This is a genomic window from Burkholderia sp. HMSC10F09 (genome assembly GCF_001806955.1).
Lineage (GTDB): Bacteria > Pseudomonadota > Gammaproteobacteria > Burkholderiales > Burkholderiaceae > Burkholderia > Burkholderia multivorans.
In genome coordinates this window covers 1-15,087 of sequence record NZ_KV786537.1, presented here as the reverse complement: position 1 = coordinate 15,087, position 15,087 = coordinate 1, and the positions used below count along the sequence as shown (strand labels likewise).

Annotated in this window: 14 protein-coding genes and 3 pseudogenes; 7 read left to right on the top strand and 10 right to left on the bottom strand. The window is 66.7% G+C overall.

What is annotated here, in order from left to right; translation table 11 throughout:
* Nucleotides 1–199: 199 nt before the first annotated feature.
* The gene (locus HMPREF3115_RS03335) at nt 200–1,009 is read right to left on the bottom strand and encodes an AraC family transcriptional regulator (protein WP_070553424.1); all 810 of its coding nucleotides are present in this window, start codon (nt 1,007–1,009) and stop codon (nt 200–202) included.
* Between the two features lie 94 nt (nt 1,010–1,103).
* On the opposite strand from HMPREF3115_RS03335, the gene HMPREF3115_RS03330 reads away from it, so the two are divergent.
* Together HMPREF3115_RS03330 and HMPREF3115_RS03325 are read left to right on the top strand one after the other, a co-directional pair.
* A complete protein-coding gene (locus tag HMPREF3115_RS03330; protein ID WP_039218251.1) occupies nt 1,104–1,355 on the top strand; it encodes a hypothetical protein in 252 nt (83 codons plus the stop codon).
* Nucleotides 1,356–1,433: 78 nt separating this feature from the next.
* Nucleotides 1,434–2,399: a quinone oxidoreductase family protein gene (locus tag HMPREF3115_RS03325; protein WP_070553423.1), complete on the top strand. Its 966-nt coding sequence runs from the start codon at nt 1,434–1,436 to the stop codon at nt 2,397–2,399.
* A 58-nt stretch (nt 2,400–2,457) separates the two neighbouring features.
* Here HMPREF3115_RS03325 and HMPREF3115_RS03320 read toward each other — a convergent pair.
* Nucleotides 2,458–2,568: pseudogene (locus HMPREF3115_RS03320) on the bottom strand (porin); the annotation flags it as partial.
* Nucleotides 2,569–2,581: 13 nt separating this feature from the next.
* Between HMPREF3115_RS03320 and HMPREF3115_RS31855 the strand changes: the two are divergent.
* The 3 genes from HMPREF3115_RS31855 (at nt 2,582) to HMPREF3115_RS03305 (ending at nt 4,528) form a co-directional block, all read left to right on the top strand.
* Nucleotides 2,582–2,764, top strand: coding sequence for a hypothetical protein (locus tag HMPREF3115_RS31855; protein WP_175835590.1), 183 nt, complete (start codon nt 2,582–2,584; stop codon nt 2,762–2,764).
* Nucleotides 2,765–2,840: 76 nt separating this feature from the next.
* Nucleotides 2,841–4,031, top strand: a complete 1,191-nt coding sequence (locus HMPREF3115_RS03310; RefSeq protein WP_227747539.1) for a DUF6402 family protein — start codon at nt 2,841–2,843, stop codon at nt 4,029–4,031.
* Entirely contained in the window at nt 4,028–4,528 is a 501-nt protein-coding gene (locus HMPREF3115_RS03305) for a hypothetical protein (protein WP_227747538.1), read from the top strand. The genes HMPREF3115_RS03310 and HMPREF3115_RS03305 overlap by 4 nt, the downstream gene beginning before the upstream one ends.
* A 135-nt stretch (nt 4,529–4,663) precedes the next feature.
* On the opposite strand, the gene HMPREF3115_RS03300 is transcribed toward HMPREF3115_RS03305, so the two are convergent.
* The 5 genes and pseudogenes from HMPREF3115_RS03300 to HMPREF3115_RS32995 all read right to left on the bottom strand — a co-directional run.
* On the bottom strand, nt 4,664–5,746 hold the full coding sequence (locus HMPREF3115_RS03300; RefSeq protein ID WP_070553421.1) for a porin: 1,083 nt from the start codon (nt 5,744–5,746) through the stop codon (nt 4,664–4,666).
* A gap of 202 nt (nt 5,747–5,948) precedes the next feature.
* Nucleotides 5,949–7,016: an ABC transporter ATP-binding protein gene (locus HMPREF3115_RS03295; RefSeq protein ID WP_070553420.1), complete on the bottom strand. Its 1,068-nt coding sequence runs from the start codon at nt 7,014–7,016 to the stop codon at nt 5,949–5,951.
* Nucleotides 7,009–8,781, bottom strand: coding sequence for an ABC transporter permease (locus HMPREF3115_RS03290; RefSeq protein ID WP_070553419.1), 1,773 nt, complete (start codon nt 8,779–8,781; stop codon nt 7,009–7,011). Before HMPREF3115_RS03290 ends, HMPREF3115_RS03295 begins: the two co-directional genes overlap by 8 nt.
* A gap of 98 nt (nt 8,782–8,879) precedes the next feature.
* On the bottom strand, nt 8,880–9,980 hold the full coding sequence (locus HMPREF3115_RS03285) for an ABC transporter substrate-binding protein (protein WP_006403667.1): 1,101 nt from the start codon (nt 9,978–9,980) through the stop codon (nt 8,880–8,882).
* Between the two features lie 283 nt (nt 9,981–10,263).
* A pseudogene (locus tag HMPREF3115_RS32995) lies at nt 10,264–10,521 on the bottom strand (transcriptional regulator); the annotation flags it as partial.
* 152 nt (nt 10,522–10,673) lie between these two features.
* On the opposite strand from HMPREF3115_RS32995, the gene HMPREF3115_RS03280 reads away from it, so the two are divergent.
* Together HMPREF3115_RS03280 and HMPREF3115_RS03275 are read left to right on the top strand one after the other, a co-directional pair.
* Nucleotides 10,674–11,348 carry a response regulator gene (locus HMPREF3115_RS03280; protein ID WP_006403664.1) on the top strand — a complete coding sequence of 225 codons (675 nt, stop codon included), beginning with the start codon at nt 10,674–10,676 and terminating at the stop codon, nt 11,346–11,348.
* Entirely contained in the window at nt 11,345–12,766 is a 1,422-nt protein-coding gene (locus HMPREF3115_RS03275; protein ID WP_070553418.1) for a sensor histidine kinase, read from the top strand. The genes HMPREF3115_RS03280 and HMPREF3115_RS03275 overlap by 4 nt, the downstream gene beginning before the upstream one ends.
* An 11-nt stretch (nt 12,767–12,777) precedes the next feature.
* Here the strand turns inward: HMPREF3115_RS03275 and HMPREF3115_RS03270 are convergent, their stop codons facing one another.
* The 3 genes and pseudogenes from HMPREF3115_RS03270 to HMPREF3115_RS03260 all read right to left on the bottom strand — a co-directional run.
* The gene (locus HMPREF3115_RS03270) at nt 12,778–13,644 is read right to left on the bottom strand and encodes an MOSC domain-containing protein (protein WP_070553417.1); all 867 of its coding nucleotides are present in this window, start codon (nt 13,642–13,644) and stop codon (nt 12,778–12,780) included.
* A gap of 74 nt (nt 13,645–13,718) precedes the next feature.
* The gene (locus tag HMPREF3115_RS03265; protein ID WP_006403661.1) at nt 13,719–14,681 is read right to left on the bottom strand and encodes an ABC transporter substrate-binding protein; all 963 of its coding nucleotides are present in this window, start codon (nt 14,679–14,681) and stop codon (nt 13,719–13,721) included.
* 37 nt (nt 14,682–14,718) lie between these two features.
* Nucleotides 14,719–15,087 (bottom strand): annotated as a pseudogene (locus HMPREF3115_RS03260) (cytochrome c); the annotation flags it as partial.

Here is a 15,087-nt window from a genome sequence, read left to right as displayed (position 1 = left end):
GCGTCGATGCTTTCGCCATCTAACGTCCATACGTTCCGGCCGGCGTCGTGTTCTGCGATTGCCGTCACCGGTATGCTTCGCGATCACGAACGCGGCGCACGGGTGGCGAACGACGAATTCGCTGCTTGCAGTTTTCAACAATGCCGTGCGCGTTACATTCGGCGGCGTCTAGCCGATCGGCACCGGCGCTGCATGTGAATCATGACGAAGTTCGCTCCTTGCTGGCTTCAAGTCGCGCCAGCTCCCCATACTTCCCCGGCGTCGTCCCGAGCGCACGCCGAAACATGTCGATGAACGCGCTCACGTTCTCGTAGCCGAGATCGAGCGCGATCGTCGTGACCGGCACACCGTCGGCCACTTTCTCGAGCGCGCGCATCAGCCGCGCCTGCTGACGCCACTGCGCGAACGTCAGCCCCGTCTCCGCGACGAAGCGCCGGCTCAGCGTACGCGCGCCGAGCCCGGCCCAGCGCGCCCAGTCTTCGAGGCGGCGGTTGTCGGCCAGATCGGCCGCGAGCGCATCGGTGATCCGCACGAGCCGCGGGTCGCGCGGCCGCACGAGCCCGAGCGACTGCGCGTCCGCCGCGGCGATCTCGTCGACGATCACTTCGGCGATTCGCGTCTGTGCGGCGTCGAGCGCCGATCCATCCCAGCTCGCCGCGCGCCGCACCGCTTCGCGCAGCAACGGCGTCGTACGGATCGCGCGCGGTTCCGACGGCAAGGCGCCGCAGCGCGCCTCGGCCACGAACACCGACCATCCCGAAAACGGTCCGAACGACTGCAGCCCGTGCCGGCAGTGCGGCGGAATCCAGATCGCATGGATCGCCGGTACGACCCAGTCCTGATCGTCGAGCCCGATCGACAGCAGCCCGCTCAGGGCGCCGACGAGCTGCCCGCGCGCATGCGCATGCGGCGCGGTCGTACGCGCATCGCGCTGCGTGAGCACGGCCGCGGCGACGAACGGACCATCGTCGCCGAGCACGAGCCGCGCGGGAAGAAGGGGGGTGGACATGGCCGAATCTCCGTATCGAATGGCTTTTATACCGGAGATCGGCAGCGGCCGCACGCGTAAATTGGGCGCTTCAATCACAGACATGGAGCGGACGATGCGAGCCGAACAATTGCTTCCCGACGATCAGGACCGGCTCGATGCCGGCGACACGACGATCCGCAAGGGCACCGTCGGTGCGTTTCTGATCAACGCGCGCGTGCTGACCGACCCGCATGCGTCGACGGCCGAGCGCGCCCGAGCAGAAGCCGACGTGCTCGACGCGTTGCCGGCGCTGCGCGCGCTCGGGCTGTTCGATGTGCTCGACGTGCGCGATCGCGCGCTGCGCGCGTGGCTTGACGCGCATTGAGGGTTGCGCCGCAGCGCGACATCAGGCGTACGCGTGCGGCCAGCCCGGTATTCACATCAGCACATTCGAGGAGTCGACATGAAGGCAGCAGTCGTGAAGGGTCCGGGCGAAGGGCCGGTCTTTATGGAATTCGACGCGCCGCACGCGCAGCCGGGCCACCGGCTGATCGACGTGACGGCGTCGGCGGTGAGCCGGCTGGCGCAGGGGCGGGCGTCCGGCGCGCACTATTCGTTCGACGGGCGTTACCCGTTCGTTGTCGGCGTCGACGGCGTGGGGCGGCTCGACGGCGGGCAGCGCGTCTACTTCTTCAGCGCCGCGGCGCCGTTCGGCGCGATGGCCGAGCGCACGATCGTGCCCGATACGCAATGGGTGCCGCTGCCGGACGATCTCGACGACGTCACGGCCGCCGCGATCGCGAATCCGGCGATGTCGTCGTGGGCCGCGCTGACCGAACGCGCACGCATTGCGCGCGGCGAGACGGTGCTCGTCAACGGCGCGACGGGCGCGTCGGGCCGCCTCGCGGTGCGTGTCGCAAAGCACCTCGGCGCCGCGACGGTAATCGCGACGGGACGCAACACGGCCGCGCTCGATGCGTTGCTGGACGCCGGTGCGGATGCCGTCGTGCCGCTGCAGCAGGACGCGGCCGCGCTCGCGCGTGCGCTCGAGCCCCACTGGCGTGCGGGCGTCGACGTCGTGCTCGACTATCTCTGGGGCGAGACCGCGCGCACGCTGCTGACGAGCGCCGCGCAAAACATGCCGGCGGGCCGCACGCTGCGCTTTGTGCAGATCGGCTCGATGGGCGGCGGCGACGTGTCGCTGCCGGGCGCCGTGCTGCGCGCCGCGGCGATCGAACTGATGGGCAGCGGGCTCGGCAGCGTGCCGCTGCCGCGGTTGATCGCGGTCGCGCGCGGCGTGTTCGACGCCGCCGCACGCGCACGACTGACGCTCGACACACGCGTGGTGCCGCTGTCGGCGGTCGGCGCACACTGGAACGATACGAGCAGTGCCGTTCGTACGGTGTTCACGATGGGAGCGGAACGCTGACCGCCGTGCGGCGCCGTGGGCGACATGCGTGCCGTCGCCCGCGTCGTCGAGCGAGGCGTCAAAACCGCTGCTGAATCCCCGCCGTCACGCCCACCTGTGTCGTGCCATACCCGGCGAAATCGCGCGACACGCCGACCTTCTGGTCGTGCTTCGCGATTGCAAACGCGTTGGACAGGCACCGTATGACGAACTCGCTGTTTGCAGTTGTCGACAATGCTCGTGCGCATTACATTGAGCCGTCCGCTTCTCTACCGGATGTTTCAGGAAATGCGTTTCCTCCCGAAAAGGGCGAGCGTATGCGCGATACCTCTATGCAGAGCCGAAAAGCCCCTCGTGCGGGACTCGATCGTGTTGACCATTCCTGATAAATGGCGGTGGCGCGACATTGCAAGGTTCGGTAAGACGTTCTAAGGTTTCGGATTCTACAGAGCGAATAAATATATGAAACGCGATATTGATAGGATCCCATATTTAAAGATCAACAAGCTCGTTTGGAAATGGAAACTCTGCGAGGGGCAGGACGGAGGAATCCCGGTGTGCGATGTCGGTCTGTCAATGGCAATGGCTCCCCCGTGGAAAGAGTTGCCCGTCAAGCAATCTGCACCCGTTGTCCCGGCCGGTAAGCGCGACTCGCTCGACAAGATGGTGGACGACATCGAAAGGATTGCGAATGCATTTTCACGCTTCCGAAAGTGGCTGGATACGCCTGTCCCACCCGACCAACCGAAGGCGGAAGGAAATAAAAAAGAAGTGCCGCCTTTTGACATTCAGCAGATTCCTGATGCTATGCGCAAAGAGCATATGCCGATTTCTGCAAGGTTGATGGAACGATGGTTTTCCGGGGAACTTAACTATTCGGTTACGTTGGAGGATCAGCGTAACGAGATCAATCAAAAAGGTGAACTCTATTCTGAATCGATGATCGATCGGACCACCATAAAAATGGACTGGGTTCTCAGGCATGCGCGCGCAAAGAAGCAATACGATCGTCTTGTAAATTTCGATATATATGGCTTGCGTGCGTATGAAACCCTTAAGGATATCCTTGGTCGTTACCGTAGTCGCGGAGACGTATCGCCTTGGACGGTCAGCGACTACGATATCCGCAAGCTACACAGGGAATTCCAGTTCCAGCGAGCGGCGGTAGAGAGTTCCTTTGAACAGAAGGCTTTGCAGGCCGCGAGACGTCTACCCGATGCTGGTGTCCCTGACGATCTGACGGGCGCGTTGGGAGCGTTCAACTTCTATGCTGCGGTAGCGGGCGTTATTTTCGACGTCGGTAACAGAAAAGCGACGGTCACGCACATTGTCGTATATGTCCGGGACGGTTATTCCTTTGAAGGGGCCGCGGATTCGCGGTCGCAGTACTTGGGCCACTGGAGCAAAAACGGTGTGGCGATCGTACCGAGCTACGTTGCAGCAAATCTCGCGGATCAGCCGTGGTTCGACTTTCCGGTAGTAGTAGGCAGTACGATCGCTAATCTCTATGAGCCAGGGAAAGTCTACTATCCTGTCCGGAATCGCTCGTTCCGCGAATGGCAAGCCACGCACCGTCAAGGCGGCGACTTCATCATATTTTCCGACTATAGGCCGATCATGTTGAATAAACCCATAACGGTGCATTTCGAATGAACGGATTGGCGATAGGTGTGCAAGCGGCCGGCATGATCGCACTCGCGGCCGTCGTCCTGCTCGGAATCACGGTAGGTCTGTTGATCGTCGTCCTATACAGCTTCTCGCGCCATGAGGGACGCCTCGAACGAATGAAGTCGGGAATGAAAGCGCTCGGTTCCGCTCTGGCAATTGTCATCTTGCTGTTCTGCGCCGGCGTCTACTACAAGGACGCTCGATTACGCGCACGCGCGACGCAGTTCGTCACCGAACCTTCCCGGGGCGACGGGGGACGCTACACCGCGCGATATGCGTACCTCGGAGGGGAGCGAATCCTTTTGCGGCTCTATCGGACCTCCGATATGCGATTGCTTGCCGAGCGCACGTACGCGTACCCGGATGCCGTTCGCTTGATATGGACCAAGGAATCGCTGATCTTCGATACCGCCGTCGACCATGATGGCGAGATCCCGTTGCCGCCCACCGGCTTTGATGGACTCAAAGCCATGTTGCCGTAGTAGGCGGCGCTCCTGCGTGAGTGACTTCTTGCGAGCGCGAAAGGGCAGCGCACGGCGGCGCGCGAGCGCAAGTGACCGCATCGCATGGAGGCACGGGCGACATGCGTGCCGTCGCCCGCGTCGTCGAGCGAGGCGTCAAAACCGCTGCTGAATCCCCGCCGTCACGCCCACCTGTGTCGTGCCATACCCGGCGAAATCGCGCGACACGCCGACCTTCTGGTCGTGCTTCGCGATCGCGAACGCGCCCGACAGATACAGCACCGTACGCTTCGACAGCGCGTAATTGGCGCGCATCGACACGAGCGTCGGATCGGCGTCGGTGCCGCCCTTGATGTCCTGGTGATAGACGGCTGCGATCAGCGACAGCGTCGGCGTGAACTGGTACGATCCGCCGACCCAGTACGTGTCGCTCAACTGGTTCGCGGCGCTCGTGTGGAACGTGCGCCGATAGTTGCGATAACCGGCCATCGTCTTCAGGTTGCCGAAGTCGTAGCTGAGGCCCGCGTGGATCCCCTGGATATAGTTGACCGTGTCGGCGGGCGTCACGCTGTCGGCCGCGCCGTTTTGCCGATCGAACGTGACCACGGCCGCGAACGGTCCGGTCTCGTAGCCGAGCGCGACGTCGTATTTCGAGCTGGTCTTCACGCTGCCCGGCACGTTGCCGAAGCCGTACAGCGCGCCGAACTTGAAGCCGCTGAACTCGCCGTCGTAGCGCACCGCGTTCGACGAGCGCGTGAACATGCCGTCCTTGCGGCCGCCGGTCGCCATCGACGCGCTCGCCCACGAGTAGTTCTGCGCATAACCCATCGGGTCGAACGGCAGGAGGTAGTCGTAGGTGACGGTGTAGTTGCGGCCGAGCGTCAACTCGCCCCATTTGCCTTTCAGGCCGACCGTCGCACGGCGCGCGAAGATCGAGTCGGGGCCGTCGTCGAGCGCGCCGTTCGCGAGATCGATGCCGCTTTCGAGCCGGAATACGGCCTTCAGGCCGCCGCCGAGATCCTCGACGCCGCGCAAACCCCAGCGCGACGTGTTCTTGTTGCCCGACTTCAGCTTGACCGAGCTGCCGCCTTCCGGCGCCGCGTGGTTCGTGTACTCGATGCCGGCATCCATGATCCCGTACAGCGTGACCGACGATTGCGCATGCGCGGCGCCGGCCGCGAGACCGGCGACGGCGGCCGAGCCGGTCAGTACGGCGGCGCGAAGGGAACGTGACTTCATTGACGGTGTCTCCTTGGTTCTTGTGGTTGAGGTGAAACGGACGCGGCGCGCAGCCGACCGCGGCGGACGCCGCCGGCCGTCCGCGCGCAAATGTGCACAAGCGCGTGGTGCGATGGGGGGCGGCGTGCAGACGTGCGGCGTGCACACGTGCGGCGTGCATACGTGCGGCGTGCATACGTGCGCCACGCACACGCCGCCCGGTTCAGCCCGCTTTTGCGAACGCCCAGCAGTCGTTGGCCGGAAACTCGATCCAGTGCTTGCCGGCCGCACGCGGCACGTGGCCGAACGCGCGCAGCCGCATGTCGCCGCAATGGAACAGGTATTCCCAGCGATCGCCGAGATACATCGACGTGACGAGGTCGGCCTGCAGCCGGTTGGCGCCGGGGCCGTCGGCGACCTGCACGCGTTCGAGGCGGATCACGGCCTGCGCATCCTGGCCCGGCGCGAGCGTGTCGCGCGCGAGCGCGCGCAGCTCCCAGCCGTCGCCGGCGAGCGTCACGCAGTCGCCGTCGACGGCCGCGACACGCGCGTCGATCCGGTTGTTGCTGCCCATGAACTCGGCCGTATACAGCGAGCGCGGCGCGCCGTACAGCTCGGCCGGCGTGCCTTCCTGCTCGATGCGGCCGTTGCGCAGCAGCAGGATGCGGTCGGACATCGCCATCGCTTCGGTCTGGTCGTGCGTCACGCAGAGCGCGGACAGCCCGAGCGACACGATCAGCTCGCGCAGCCACGCGCGCGCTTCCTCGCGCAGCTTCGCGTCGAGGTTCGAGAGCGGCTCGTCGAGCAGGATCACGGGCGGGTTGTAGACGAGTGCGCGCGCGATCGCCACGCGCTGCTGCTGGCCGCCCGACAGCTGATGCGGAAAGCGTTCCGCGAGATGCCCGAGGCCGAGCTGCTCGAGCGCGTTCTGCACGCGGCGTTTCTGTTCGGCCGCGGCGACGCGGCGCAGCTTCAGACCGTAGCCGACGTTGTCGGCGACCGTGCGGTGCGGCCACAGCGCATACGACTGGAACACGAGGCCGAGCGAGCGCTGCTCGACGGGCAGATCGATGCGCCGCGCGCCGTCGAAGAACACGCGATCGTCGAGCTGGATGCGCCCGTCGGACGGCTGTTCGAGGCCGGCCACCGCGCGCAGCAGCGTCGTCTTGCCGCTGCCCGACGCGCCGAGCAGACACACGACTTCGCCGGCCTTCAGTTCGAACGACACGCCTTTCAGGATCGGATTGGCGCCGTAGCTGAGATGCAGATCGTCGACGATAAGCTTATCCATGAAGTTTCACTCCGAAACGCAGGGCCACGCCGAGACCGACGCCGACCATCGCAATGTTGATGACAGAGAGCGCGGCGACCTGATCGACCGCGCCGGTCGCCCACAGCGACACGAGCAGCGCGCCGATCACTTCGGTGCCGGGCGACAGCAGATAGACGGCGGTCGAGTATTCGCGCTCGAAGATCATGAAGATCAGCAGCCACGCGGCGAGCAGCCCGAAGCGCACGAGCGGCAGCGTCACGTCGAGCGACACGCGGCTGCGCGTCGCACCGACGCTGCGTCCGGCTTCCTCGAGCTCGGGGCCGACCTGCAGCAGCGCGCTCTGGATCAGCCGCATCCCGTACGCGAGCCACACGACCGTGTACGCGATCCAGATGCTCCACATCGAGTTCTTCAGCTCGCGCAGCCCGGGCACGAACAGGAAAATCCAGAGGAACGCGAGACCGGCGAGCAGGCCCGGCACCGCGCGCGGCAGCAGCACGACGTAGTCGAGCAGCTTCGTCGCCCAGTCGTGGCGGCGATGGCCCGCGAACGCGACCAGCGAGTAGAAGCCGACCGCGAGGGCGCCGCCGATCACGCCGATGCCGAGCGTGTTGACGATCGCGCGCACGAGGTTGTCCTGTTCGAACAGCTCGGTGAAGTTCGCGAGCGTCAGCACTTCGCCGAGCGCGACGCCTTCGCCCCAGTTGGTGACGAACGCGCGCAGCACGATCCCGGAGATCGGCACGATCACGGTCAGCGCGAGCCACAGCGCGACGATCGCGAGCGCGACCCAGCGCCACACGCCGAGCGGCAGCACGGTCGAACGGCCGGCCTTGCCCTTCACGGTGACGAAGCGGTTGGCCGTCTTCAGCAGGCGGCGCTGCAGCAGCACGAGCGGAAACGTGATCGCGACGATGCACACCGCGACCGCGGCCATCAGGTGATACGACGGCACGCCGAGCTTGTTGGTCAGCTTGTACAGATAGGTGGCGAGTACGAGATGGCCTTCCGGATCGCCGAGCACGAGCGGCAGCCCGAACACCTCGAAGCCGAGGAAGAACACGAGCACGCCGGCGAACAGCAGCGCGGGCATCGTCATCGGCAGGCTCACGTCGAGCGCGACGCGGAACGGCCGCGCGCCCGTCACGCGCGCCGCTTCCTCGACGTCCGAGCCGAGGTTGCGCAGCGCGGCCGAGGAGTACAGGTACACGTGCGGCACGTGCGTGAGGCCGACGATTACCGTGATCGCGAAGATCGAATAGACGTTCCACGGCACGCTCTGCGCGCCGAACAGTTCCTTGAACCACACCGAGTAGAAGCCGACCGGGCCGGCCGCGACCACGTAGCCGAACGCGAGCACCATCGGCGACACGAACACGGGCGTGAGCAGCAGCGGTTCGAGCCAGCGGCGGCCGGGCAGGTTGGTGCGCACCATCAGGAACGCGAGGATGCCGCCGAGCGGGATCGAGATGAACAGCATCCCGCCGGCGATGATGAACGAGTTCTTCACGGCCGACCAGAAGTCGGGGTCGCGGAAGATGAAACGGAAGCCTTCGATGCCGAGCGTCTTGCTGGCGTCGAAGAACGGCGCGGACAGCAGGCTCTGGAACAGGATGAAGCCGAGCGGCAGCGCGACCGCGACGGTCAGCACCGCGACGACGATCCAGCGCAGCATGCCGGCGAGCGGCTGCAGGCTGCGTGCGGGCAGCGCGGGAATCGCGTCGCCGTTGCCGGCGTGAGGCGGAACGGCGGCGGCCGCTCCGCGTGTGCTGGTTGAAAGCATGAGTTCGCCCCTGCGGCCATCGGAATGGCCGCCGCAAGGAAAATCGGAAAGGGGAAGGGTGCGGCCCGCGCGGCGTCGCGCGGGCGGCCGTCAGCGGATCAGCGCTTGATCGCCTGCTGCCATTGCTTCAGGAAGGCGAGCCGCTTCGACTGGTCGAGATAGACGAGCAGGCCCGTGCCGATCGGGATCGGCTTCAGCGAATCGCCGAGTTCCTTCGTGAGGCTCGCGGCCGACGTTTCGCCGGTCACGTCCGTGCGGATCGCGTACAGGTTCGCCTGGTTCGCGATCAGCGTCTGGCCGCGCTTCGACAGCAGATAGTCGACCCACAGCTTCGCGGCGTTCGGATTCTTCGCCTTCTTCGAGATCGTCGCGAGACGGCTCACGACCTGGGTATAGTCCTTCGGAAACACGTAGCCGATCGACTTGTCCTTCTTGGCCTTCGCGTACGCGTAGGAGCCGATGATGTTGTAGCCGATCAGGTTCTCGCCCGACGAGATCCGCTCCATCATCGCGCCCGTGCTCGACTGCAGCTTCGGGCCGGTCGCGCCGATTGCCTTCACGAGCTCCCACGTGACCTTCTCGTTCAGGTGCGCGTCCTGCGTCAGTGCGTTGAAGCCGACGCCGGACTTCTCTACGTCGTACGTCGTCAGCTTGCCCTTGAACCTGTCGGGCTGCGACGCAAGGAGCTTGATCAGGTCGGTGCGCGTCTTCGGCACTTCGTTTTCGGGGATCAGCCGCTTGTTGTAGACGATCGCAAGCGGCTCGAACGTCGTGCCGTATGCCTGCTTCTGATATTGCGCCCACGACGGTACGTGCGCACTTTCCGGCGAGTCGTACGACGCCATCAGGCCGTCGTTGACGAGCTTCACCTGCAGGTCCATCGCCGAGCTCCACAGCACGTCGGCGCTCGTGCTGCTCGCCGCGTTCTCGCTGATGTAGCGGTTGTATAGCTCGGTGCTGTTCATGTCGTTGTACTCGACCTTGACGCCGTACAGGCTTTCGAAGTCCTTGATCAGCGGCCGCACGAGGCCCGTGTCGGTCGTCGAGTAGACGATCAGCTTGCCTTCCTGCTTCGCGGCGTCGATCACGCCTTGGTAGTTGCCCGGATACCCGGCCGGGACCTGCGCGGCTGCCGTGCCGGCGGCCGCGCCCGTGACGATCGCCAGCGCGGCGGCGAGATGCTTCGGTGCAAACGGCATGTCTTCCTCCAGTTACGTTTTCTGTTGTGTCGTTCGAGTGACGCGGATGTTAAGTGCGATGCACTTTCAGCCTGCTTTCATTTCCATTGACGATTGTGTCGTCCGCGTCATGGATTTCCCGAGGTCGATGCGGCGAGGCCGCAGTTTGTCGCGGCTCGCGGCAGGGATGGCGGGCAGGGCAAGGGGGCGCGTGCCATGCGCACGGCGACGGCACGGCGAGGATCGGCGCGAAAGCCGCCAACGCGCGCGACGCGCGGCCAACGCGTCGCCGCGAGCCGTTACCGACGCCGCGCAATCGATAGCCGCCGCCGCACATGACTTCCGGCATGGCCGAAGCGCCCGCGCATTGGAGCGTCCTGCGCAGCCGGCCGATATGACTGTCGACGGTGCGCTCCAGCGCGTCGGCATCCGCGTCCCGCCCGCGCAGAATCGTGCGGATGCGCGCCACGACCTCGGCCCGGTCGAACGGCTTCGCGATGTAGTCGTCGGCGCCGAAGCGTAGTCCTTGCAGGCGATCGAGGCGATGGCCTGCCGCGGACATGCTTCGATCTGCTTCGCGAGCGCCGTTTCGTGCGTGACTCGCCGGCGATCGGCTGCGCTGCATGCGACCGCGCAACCGGGGTTTGTGCGAGGCGTCGGTCCGGAAAGGATCATGTAATGTAGCGGCCTGACGTTTGCCTGACCGGAATCGCCATGCGTGTGCTGCTCGTCGAAGACAATCCCCTCCTTGCGCAGTCGCTGAACGACGCGCTGAGTGCCGCGCGGTTCGCGGTCGACCACATGGCGGACGGCGAGGCGGCGGACCACGTGCTGCGCACGCAGGATTACGCGCTGGTGATCCTCGATCTCGGGCTGCCGAAGCTCGACGGGCTCGAGGTGCTGCGGCGGCTGCGTGCACGCCGCAATCCGGTGCCGGTGCTGATCCTTACGGCGCACGGATCGGTCGAGGATCGCGTGAAGGGTCTCGACCTCGGCGCCGACGACTATCTCGCGAAGCCGTTCGAGTTGACCGAGCTCGAGGCGCGCGCCCGCGCGCTGATCCGGCGCAGCCTCGGCCACGAGCATTCGCGCGTCGAATGCGGGCCGCTCGCCTACGACAGCGTCGATCGCAGCTTCCGGCTCGCCGACGAGCCGCTGCCGCTCACGCCGCGCGAGCGCTCGGTGCTCGAGGTGCTGATCCTGCGCAACGGCCGCGCGATCAACAAGGAAACGCTGTCGGAAAAGATCTTCGGCCTCGACGAATCCGTCAACGCCGACGCGATCGAGATCTACGTGTACCGGCTGCGCAAGAAGCTAGAGAACAGCGGCGTCGCGATCGTCACGCTGCGCGGGCTCGGCTATCTGCTCGAAGCGAAGGCCGACGCGTGAAGCAGCCGAACCTGCGGGCCCAGGTCGCGCTGTGGTTGCTGCTGCCGCTGCTCGGCCTGCTCGCCTTCGATTCCTGGCTCACATACCAGCGCGCGATGAGCGCCGCACACGTCGCGTTCGATCGCACGCTGTCCTCGTCGCTGAAGTCGATCCGCGAAGGCGTACGGCTCAACGATGGCGACATCGAAGTCGACCTGCCGTATCTCGCGCTCGAGATGTTCGAATCCGGCGACGGCGGCAAGATCTACTACCTGATCCGCGAGGACAACGGCCGCACGATCACCGGCTATCCCGACCTGCCGCTGCCGCCCGGCGACGACGCGGCCGGCGATCGCACGCTGTTCGTCACGCACTACTACGACGTCGTCTATCGCGGCGAGCAGCTGCGCATGGCCGCGCTGCGCGTGCCGGTGCACGACGTGCCGACCGCACAGACGCGCATCGTCTGGGTGATGGTCGGCGAGACGATCGAGGCGCGCCAGGCGCTGGCGCGGCAGATTCTCGTCGGCTCGCTGCTGCAGGAAGGGCTGCTCGTCGTGCTCGCGCTCGGCATCGTATGGCTCGGCGTCGGGCGCGGGCTGCGGCCGCTGAATCGGCTCTCGGCGACGGTCGCCGCGCGCAGCGAGGACGACCCGACGCCGCTCGATACGGGCGGGATGCCGAGCGAACTCGCGCCGCTCGTCGAGTCGATCAATCAGTACATCGGTCGCACGCAGCGGATGCAGGTCGCGCGGCGGCGCTTCTTCGCGGACGCCGCGCATCAGCTGAAGACGCCGCTCGCGGCCGTGCAGGCCGGCGTCGAACTGGCGCTGCGCCCCGACGAGCAGCCACGCGTGAACGTGCATCTGCGTCGCGTGAACGGCGCGGTGCGGCAGGCCGCGAAGATCGTCCAGCAACTGCTGTCGTTGTCGCGGCTCGATTCGGACAGCGGCCATGCCGTCGCGCACAAGACGGTCGCGCTGCATCGGCTCGCGCGCAGCGTGACGCTCGACTGGTCGCCGGTCGCGCGCGCACGCGACATCGATCTCGGCTTCGAGCACGATGCGGACGTCACGGTGCTCGGCCAGCCCGATCTGCTCGGCGAGATGATCGGCAACCTGATCGACAACGCGATCCGCTATGCGGGCGACCGCGCGGTGATCACGGTGCGCGTGTCGCGCGAGGGCGAGTGCGCGCGGCTCGACGTGATCGACAACGGACCCGGTATTCCCGAAGACGAGCGCGATGCCGTGTTCGAGCGCTTCCATCGCGGCAGCACGACGCAGACGGTGGAAGGCACGGGGCTCGGGTTGTCGATCGTGCGCGAGATCGCGCGCGTGCATCGAGGCAGCGTGGCGCTGGCCGGTGCGGCGGGCGGCGGGTTGATTGTCACGGTGAGTTTGCCGGCAGTGGACGACGGGGCGTCGCGCGTGCGCTGAGCGCGACTAAATTAATCGCCGAAGCCGATCTCCGCATCGAGCGGCTGGCCGACCTCGAGCCACGCACCAGCGCCTTCGACGACGATCGCGTTGATGCCGAACGTCAGCGCACCGTCGTAGTTCGGATTCGCGCGATAGGTCTGCAGCGTATCGGTCGGTTCGTGCGGCCATGCCGGATCGGGCGCGCCGGTGCGCTGGTCGATCGTCGGCATCGGGCAGCGCGTGCAGAGCTTCACGAGACGCAGCCGCACGCGCGTCGCGCCGTCGGCATCGAGGTGCTCGACGAAATCCTCTTCATACGCCTCGAGGTCGGACACGACGAGGTTCGGCCGGAAGCGGTTCATCGGAATCGCGGGCGCGCCCTTTGCGGCGAGTCGCGCATTCAGATCGTCGAGCGACGCCTGCCCGATCACGAGCAGCGGATAGCCGTCGGCGAACTGCGTATGCGCGTCGACGTCGCCCGTCCATTTGGCGCTGCACGCGCGCCGCGCGTCGCGCGCGAAGCGCACGAGTTTCGCGGGTTCGCCGAGCCATTCGCTGAACCACGCCGACGTGTCCGCGCCGGTATCGATCGCATCGACGGTGTCGCGCCACACGGTGGCGGCGATCGTCGGCGTGGCCGGCGTCGCGTCGCCGTCGAGCGGCGTGCGCAGTTCGCGCATGCCGGGCGCGTTCAGCACGAGCGTGTCGCTGTCGAACGCGGGCTGCACGAGCGCGAGGCGCGGATGCGTGCGCTGCGTGATCATCCGGCCCTGCGCGTCGGTCACCATCCAGTGCCGGTCGTACGCGAGGCCGGTATCGAGCAGTTGCGCACGCGGCAGCGCGATACCGGCGCAGGATTTGATCGGATAGACGTGGAGTTCGGCGATGGCTGGCATGACGCTGGCTGAGGTGGACGAAACGGTCGAGTCGCGATTGTGCCAGATCGCACGACGACCGTCCGTGCGGGCGGTCACGCGAGCGGGAAGCCGAGATCGAACGTCGTGCGCACATCGAGCGGCTGGCGCAGCAGCCCGGACTTGAGGTAGAAATCCGCGGTGCGCTGCTGTTCGGCGATCACCGTTGCATCGATCGCCTGCCAGCGCGTGGCGCGACGCTGGAACTGCAGTTTCGCGGCTGCCGGCGGAATGCCGATGATCCGCGCGAGCGTCGCGGAATACGTGTCGACATGCCGGTACGACCATTGCTGCGCGCGCACGACGCGTTGCAGGAAATCGCGCAGCACGTCGCGCTTCGATGCGATCGCGGCGTCGGTCGCGGCGAGGTAGCTGAGCCCCGACCACAGGCCGCGGCCGTTGACGAGCACGCGCGCGCGGCCGCTCGTTTCGGCGAGCGCCGTATAGGGCTCCCAGGTCGCCCACGCGTCGATCGAGCCGGTCGCGAGCGCGAGCATCGTATCGGCCGGCGGCAGGAAGCGGAACGACACGGCGTCGGGCGGCAGGCCGGCCGCGTCGAGCGCCTTCAGCGTGACGAAATGGCCGATCGATCCGCGCGTGGTGCCGATCTGCTTGCCTTTCAGATCGGCCGCGCGTTTCAGCGTCGCGTCGGGCCGTACGAGCACCGCGGTGCCGAACGGATCGGAGCGGTTCGCGCCGATCACCTTGATGCGTGCGCCCGACGCGAGCGCGAAGATCACCGGCGCGTCGCCGATCGGCCCGCAATCGACGGCCGCCGCGTTCAGCGCTTCGGCGAGCGGCGCGGCCGCCGGAAATTCGGTCCACGCGATGTCGTAGGCGAGGTCGTGCAGTTCGCCGGCCGCTTCGAGCAGCGCGCGCAGCCCGCCTTTCTGGTCGCCGGCACGCAGCAGCGGTCGTGCACCAGCCTGCGCGCGCAGCGCGGCGGGGGCGACGGTCAGCGTGGCGGCGGTGGCGAGCGCACCGGCGTGCGCGAGGAAGTGGCGTCGGGTCGGATTCATCGTCAGGAGCGATCGTCGGAGAGAGGGTTCGGGGAAGTCAATGCGGCAGGCCGGCCTGCACGTCGCGTACGGGTTCGGCGTCGATGCGCAGCAGCAGCGCGGTCAGCGAATCGGCGGCGCCCGTTGCGCGCGACGGGCCTGCGCCGGCGTCCGCGCCGCAGAGCAGATCGGCGGTCGACCAGCCCGCGCTGCCCGGCAACGCACGCATCCGCAGCCAGCCGCGGCGGTCCGCGAACAGCTGCGTGCCGCCGAGCGCATCGGCCGGCACGCCGGCGATCGTCGCGAACGTGCGCCACGCGCCGGGCGTCGCGGCAACGCAGTTGGCCCGCGCGGCCGTCGACGGCGGCATCGGCGCGTCGTCGGTCGTGACGAGCAGCGTCTGCCAGCGCGGGTCTTCGGGCGGCGG

What these genes read in the sequence shown, in the direction of transcription:
- HMPREF3115_RS03335 (WP_070553424.1), bottom strand. Translation starts at nt 1,009, where the DNA reads ATGTCCACCCCCCTTCTTCCCGCGCGGCTCGTGCTCGGCGACGATGGT.
- HMPREF3115_RS03300 (WP_070553421.1), bottom strand. Translation starts at nt 5,746, where the DNA reads ATGAAGTCACGTTCCCTTCGCGCCGCCGTACTGACCGGCTCGGCCGCC.
- HMPREF3115_RS03290 (WP_070553419.1), bottom strand. Translation starts at nt 8,781, where the DNA reads ATGCTTTCAACCAGCACACGCGGAGCGGCCGCCGCCGTTCCGCCTCAC.
- HMPREF3115_RS03285 (WP_006403667.1), bottom strand. Translation starts at nt 9,980, where the DNA reads ATGCCGTTTGCACCGAAGCATCTCGCCGCCGCGCTGGCGATCGTCACG.
- HMPREF3115_RS03265 (WP_006403661.1), bottom strand. Translation starts at nt 14,681, where the DNA reads ATGAATCCGACCCGACGCCACTTCCTCGCGCACGCCGGTGCGCTCGCC.
- HMPREF3115_RS03270 (WP_070553417.1), bottom strand. Translation starts at nt 13,644, where the DNA reads ATGCCAGCCATCGCCGAACTCCACGTCTATCCGATCAAATCCTGCGCC.
- HMPREF3115_RS03280 (WP_006403664.1), top strand. Translation starts at nt 10,674, where the DNA reads ATGCGTGTGCTGCTCGTCGAAGACAATCCCCTCCTTGCGCAGTCGCTG.
- HMPREF3115_RS03295 (WP_070553420.1), bottom strand. Translation starts at nt 7,016, where the DNA reads ATGGATAAGCTTATCGTCGACGATCTGCATCTCAGCTACGGCGCCAAT.
- HMPREF3115_RS03310 (WP_227747539.1), top strand. Translation starts at nt 2,841, where the DNA reads ATGAAACGCGATATTGATAGGATCCCATATTTAAAGATCAACAAGCTC.
- HMPREF3115_RS03305 (WP_227747538.1), top strand. Translation starts at nt 4,028, where the DNA reads ATGAACGGATTGGCGATAGGTGTGCAAGCGGCCGGCATGATCGCACTC.
- HMPREF3115_RS03325 (WP_070553423.1), top strand. Translation starts at nt 1,434, where the DNA reads ATGAAGGCAGCAGTCGTGAAGGGTCCGGGCGAAGGGCCGGTCTTTATG.
- HMPREF3115_RS03330 (WP_039218251.1), top strand. Translation starts at nt 1,104, where the DNA reads ATGCGAGCCGAACAATTGCTTCCCGACGATCAGGACCGGCTCGATGCC.
- HMPREF3115_RS31855 (WP_175835590.1), top strand. Translation starts at nt 2,582, where the DNA reads ATGACGAACTCGCTGTTTGCAGTTGTCGACAATGCTCGTGCGCATTAC.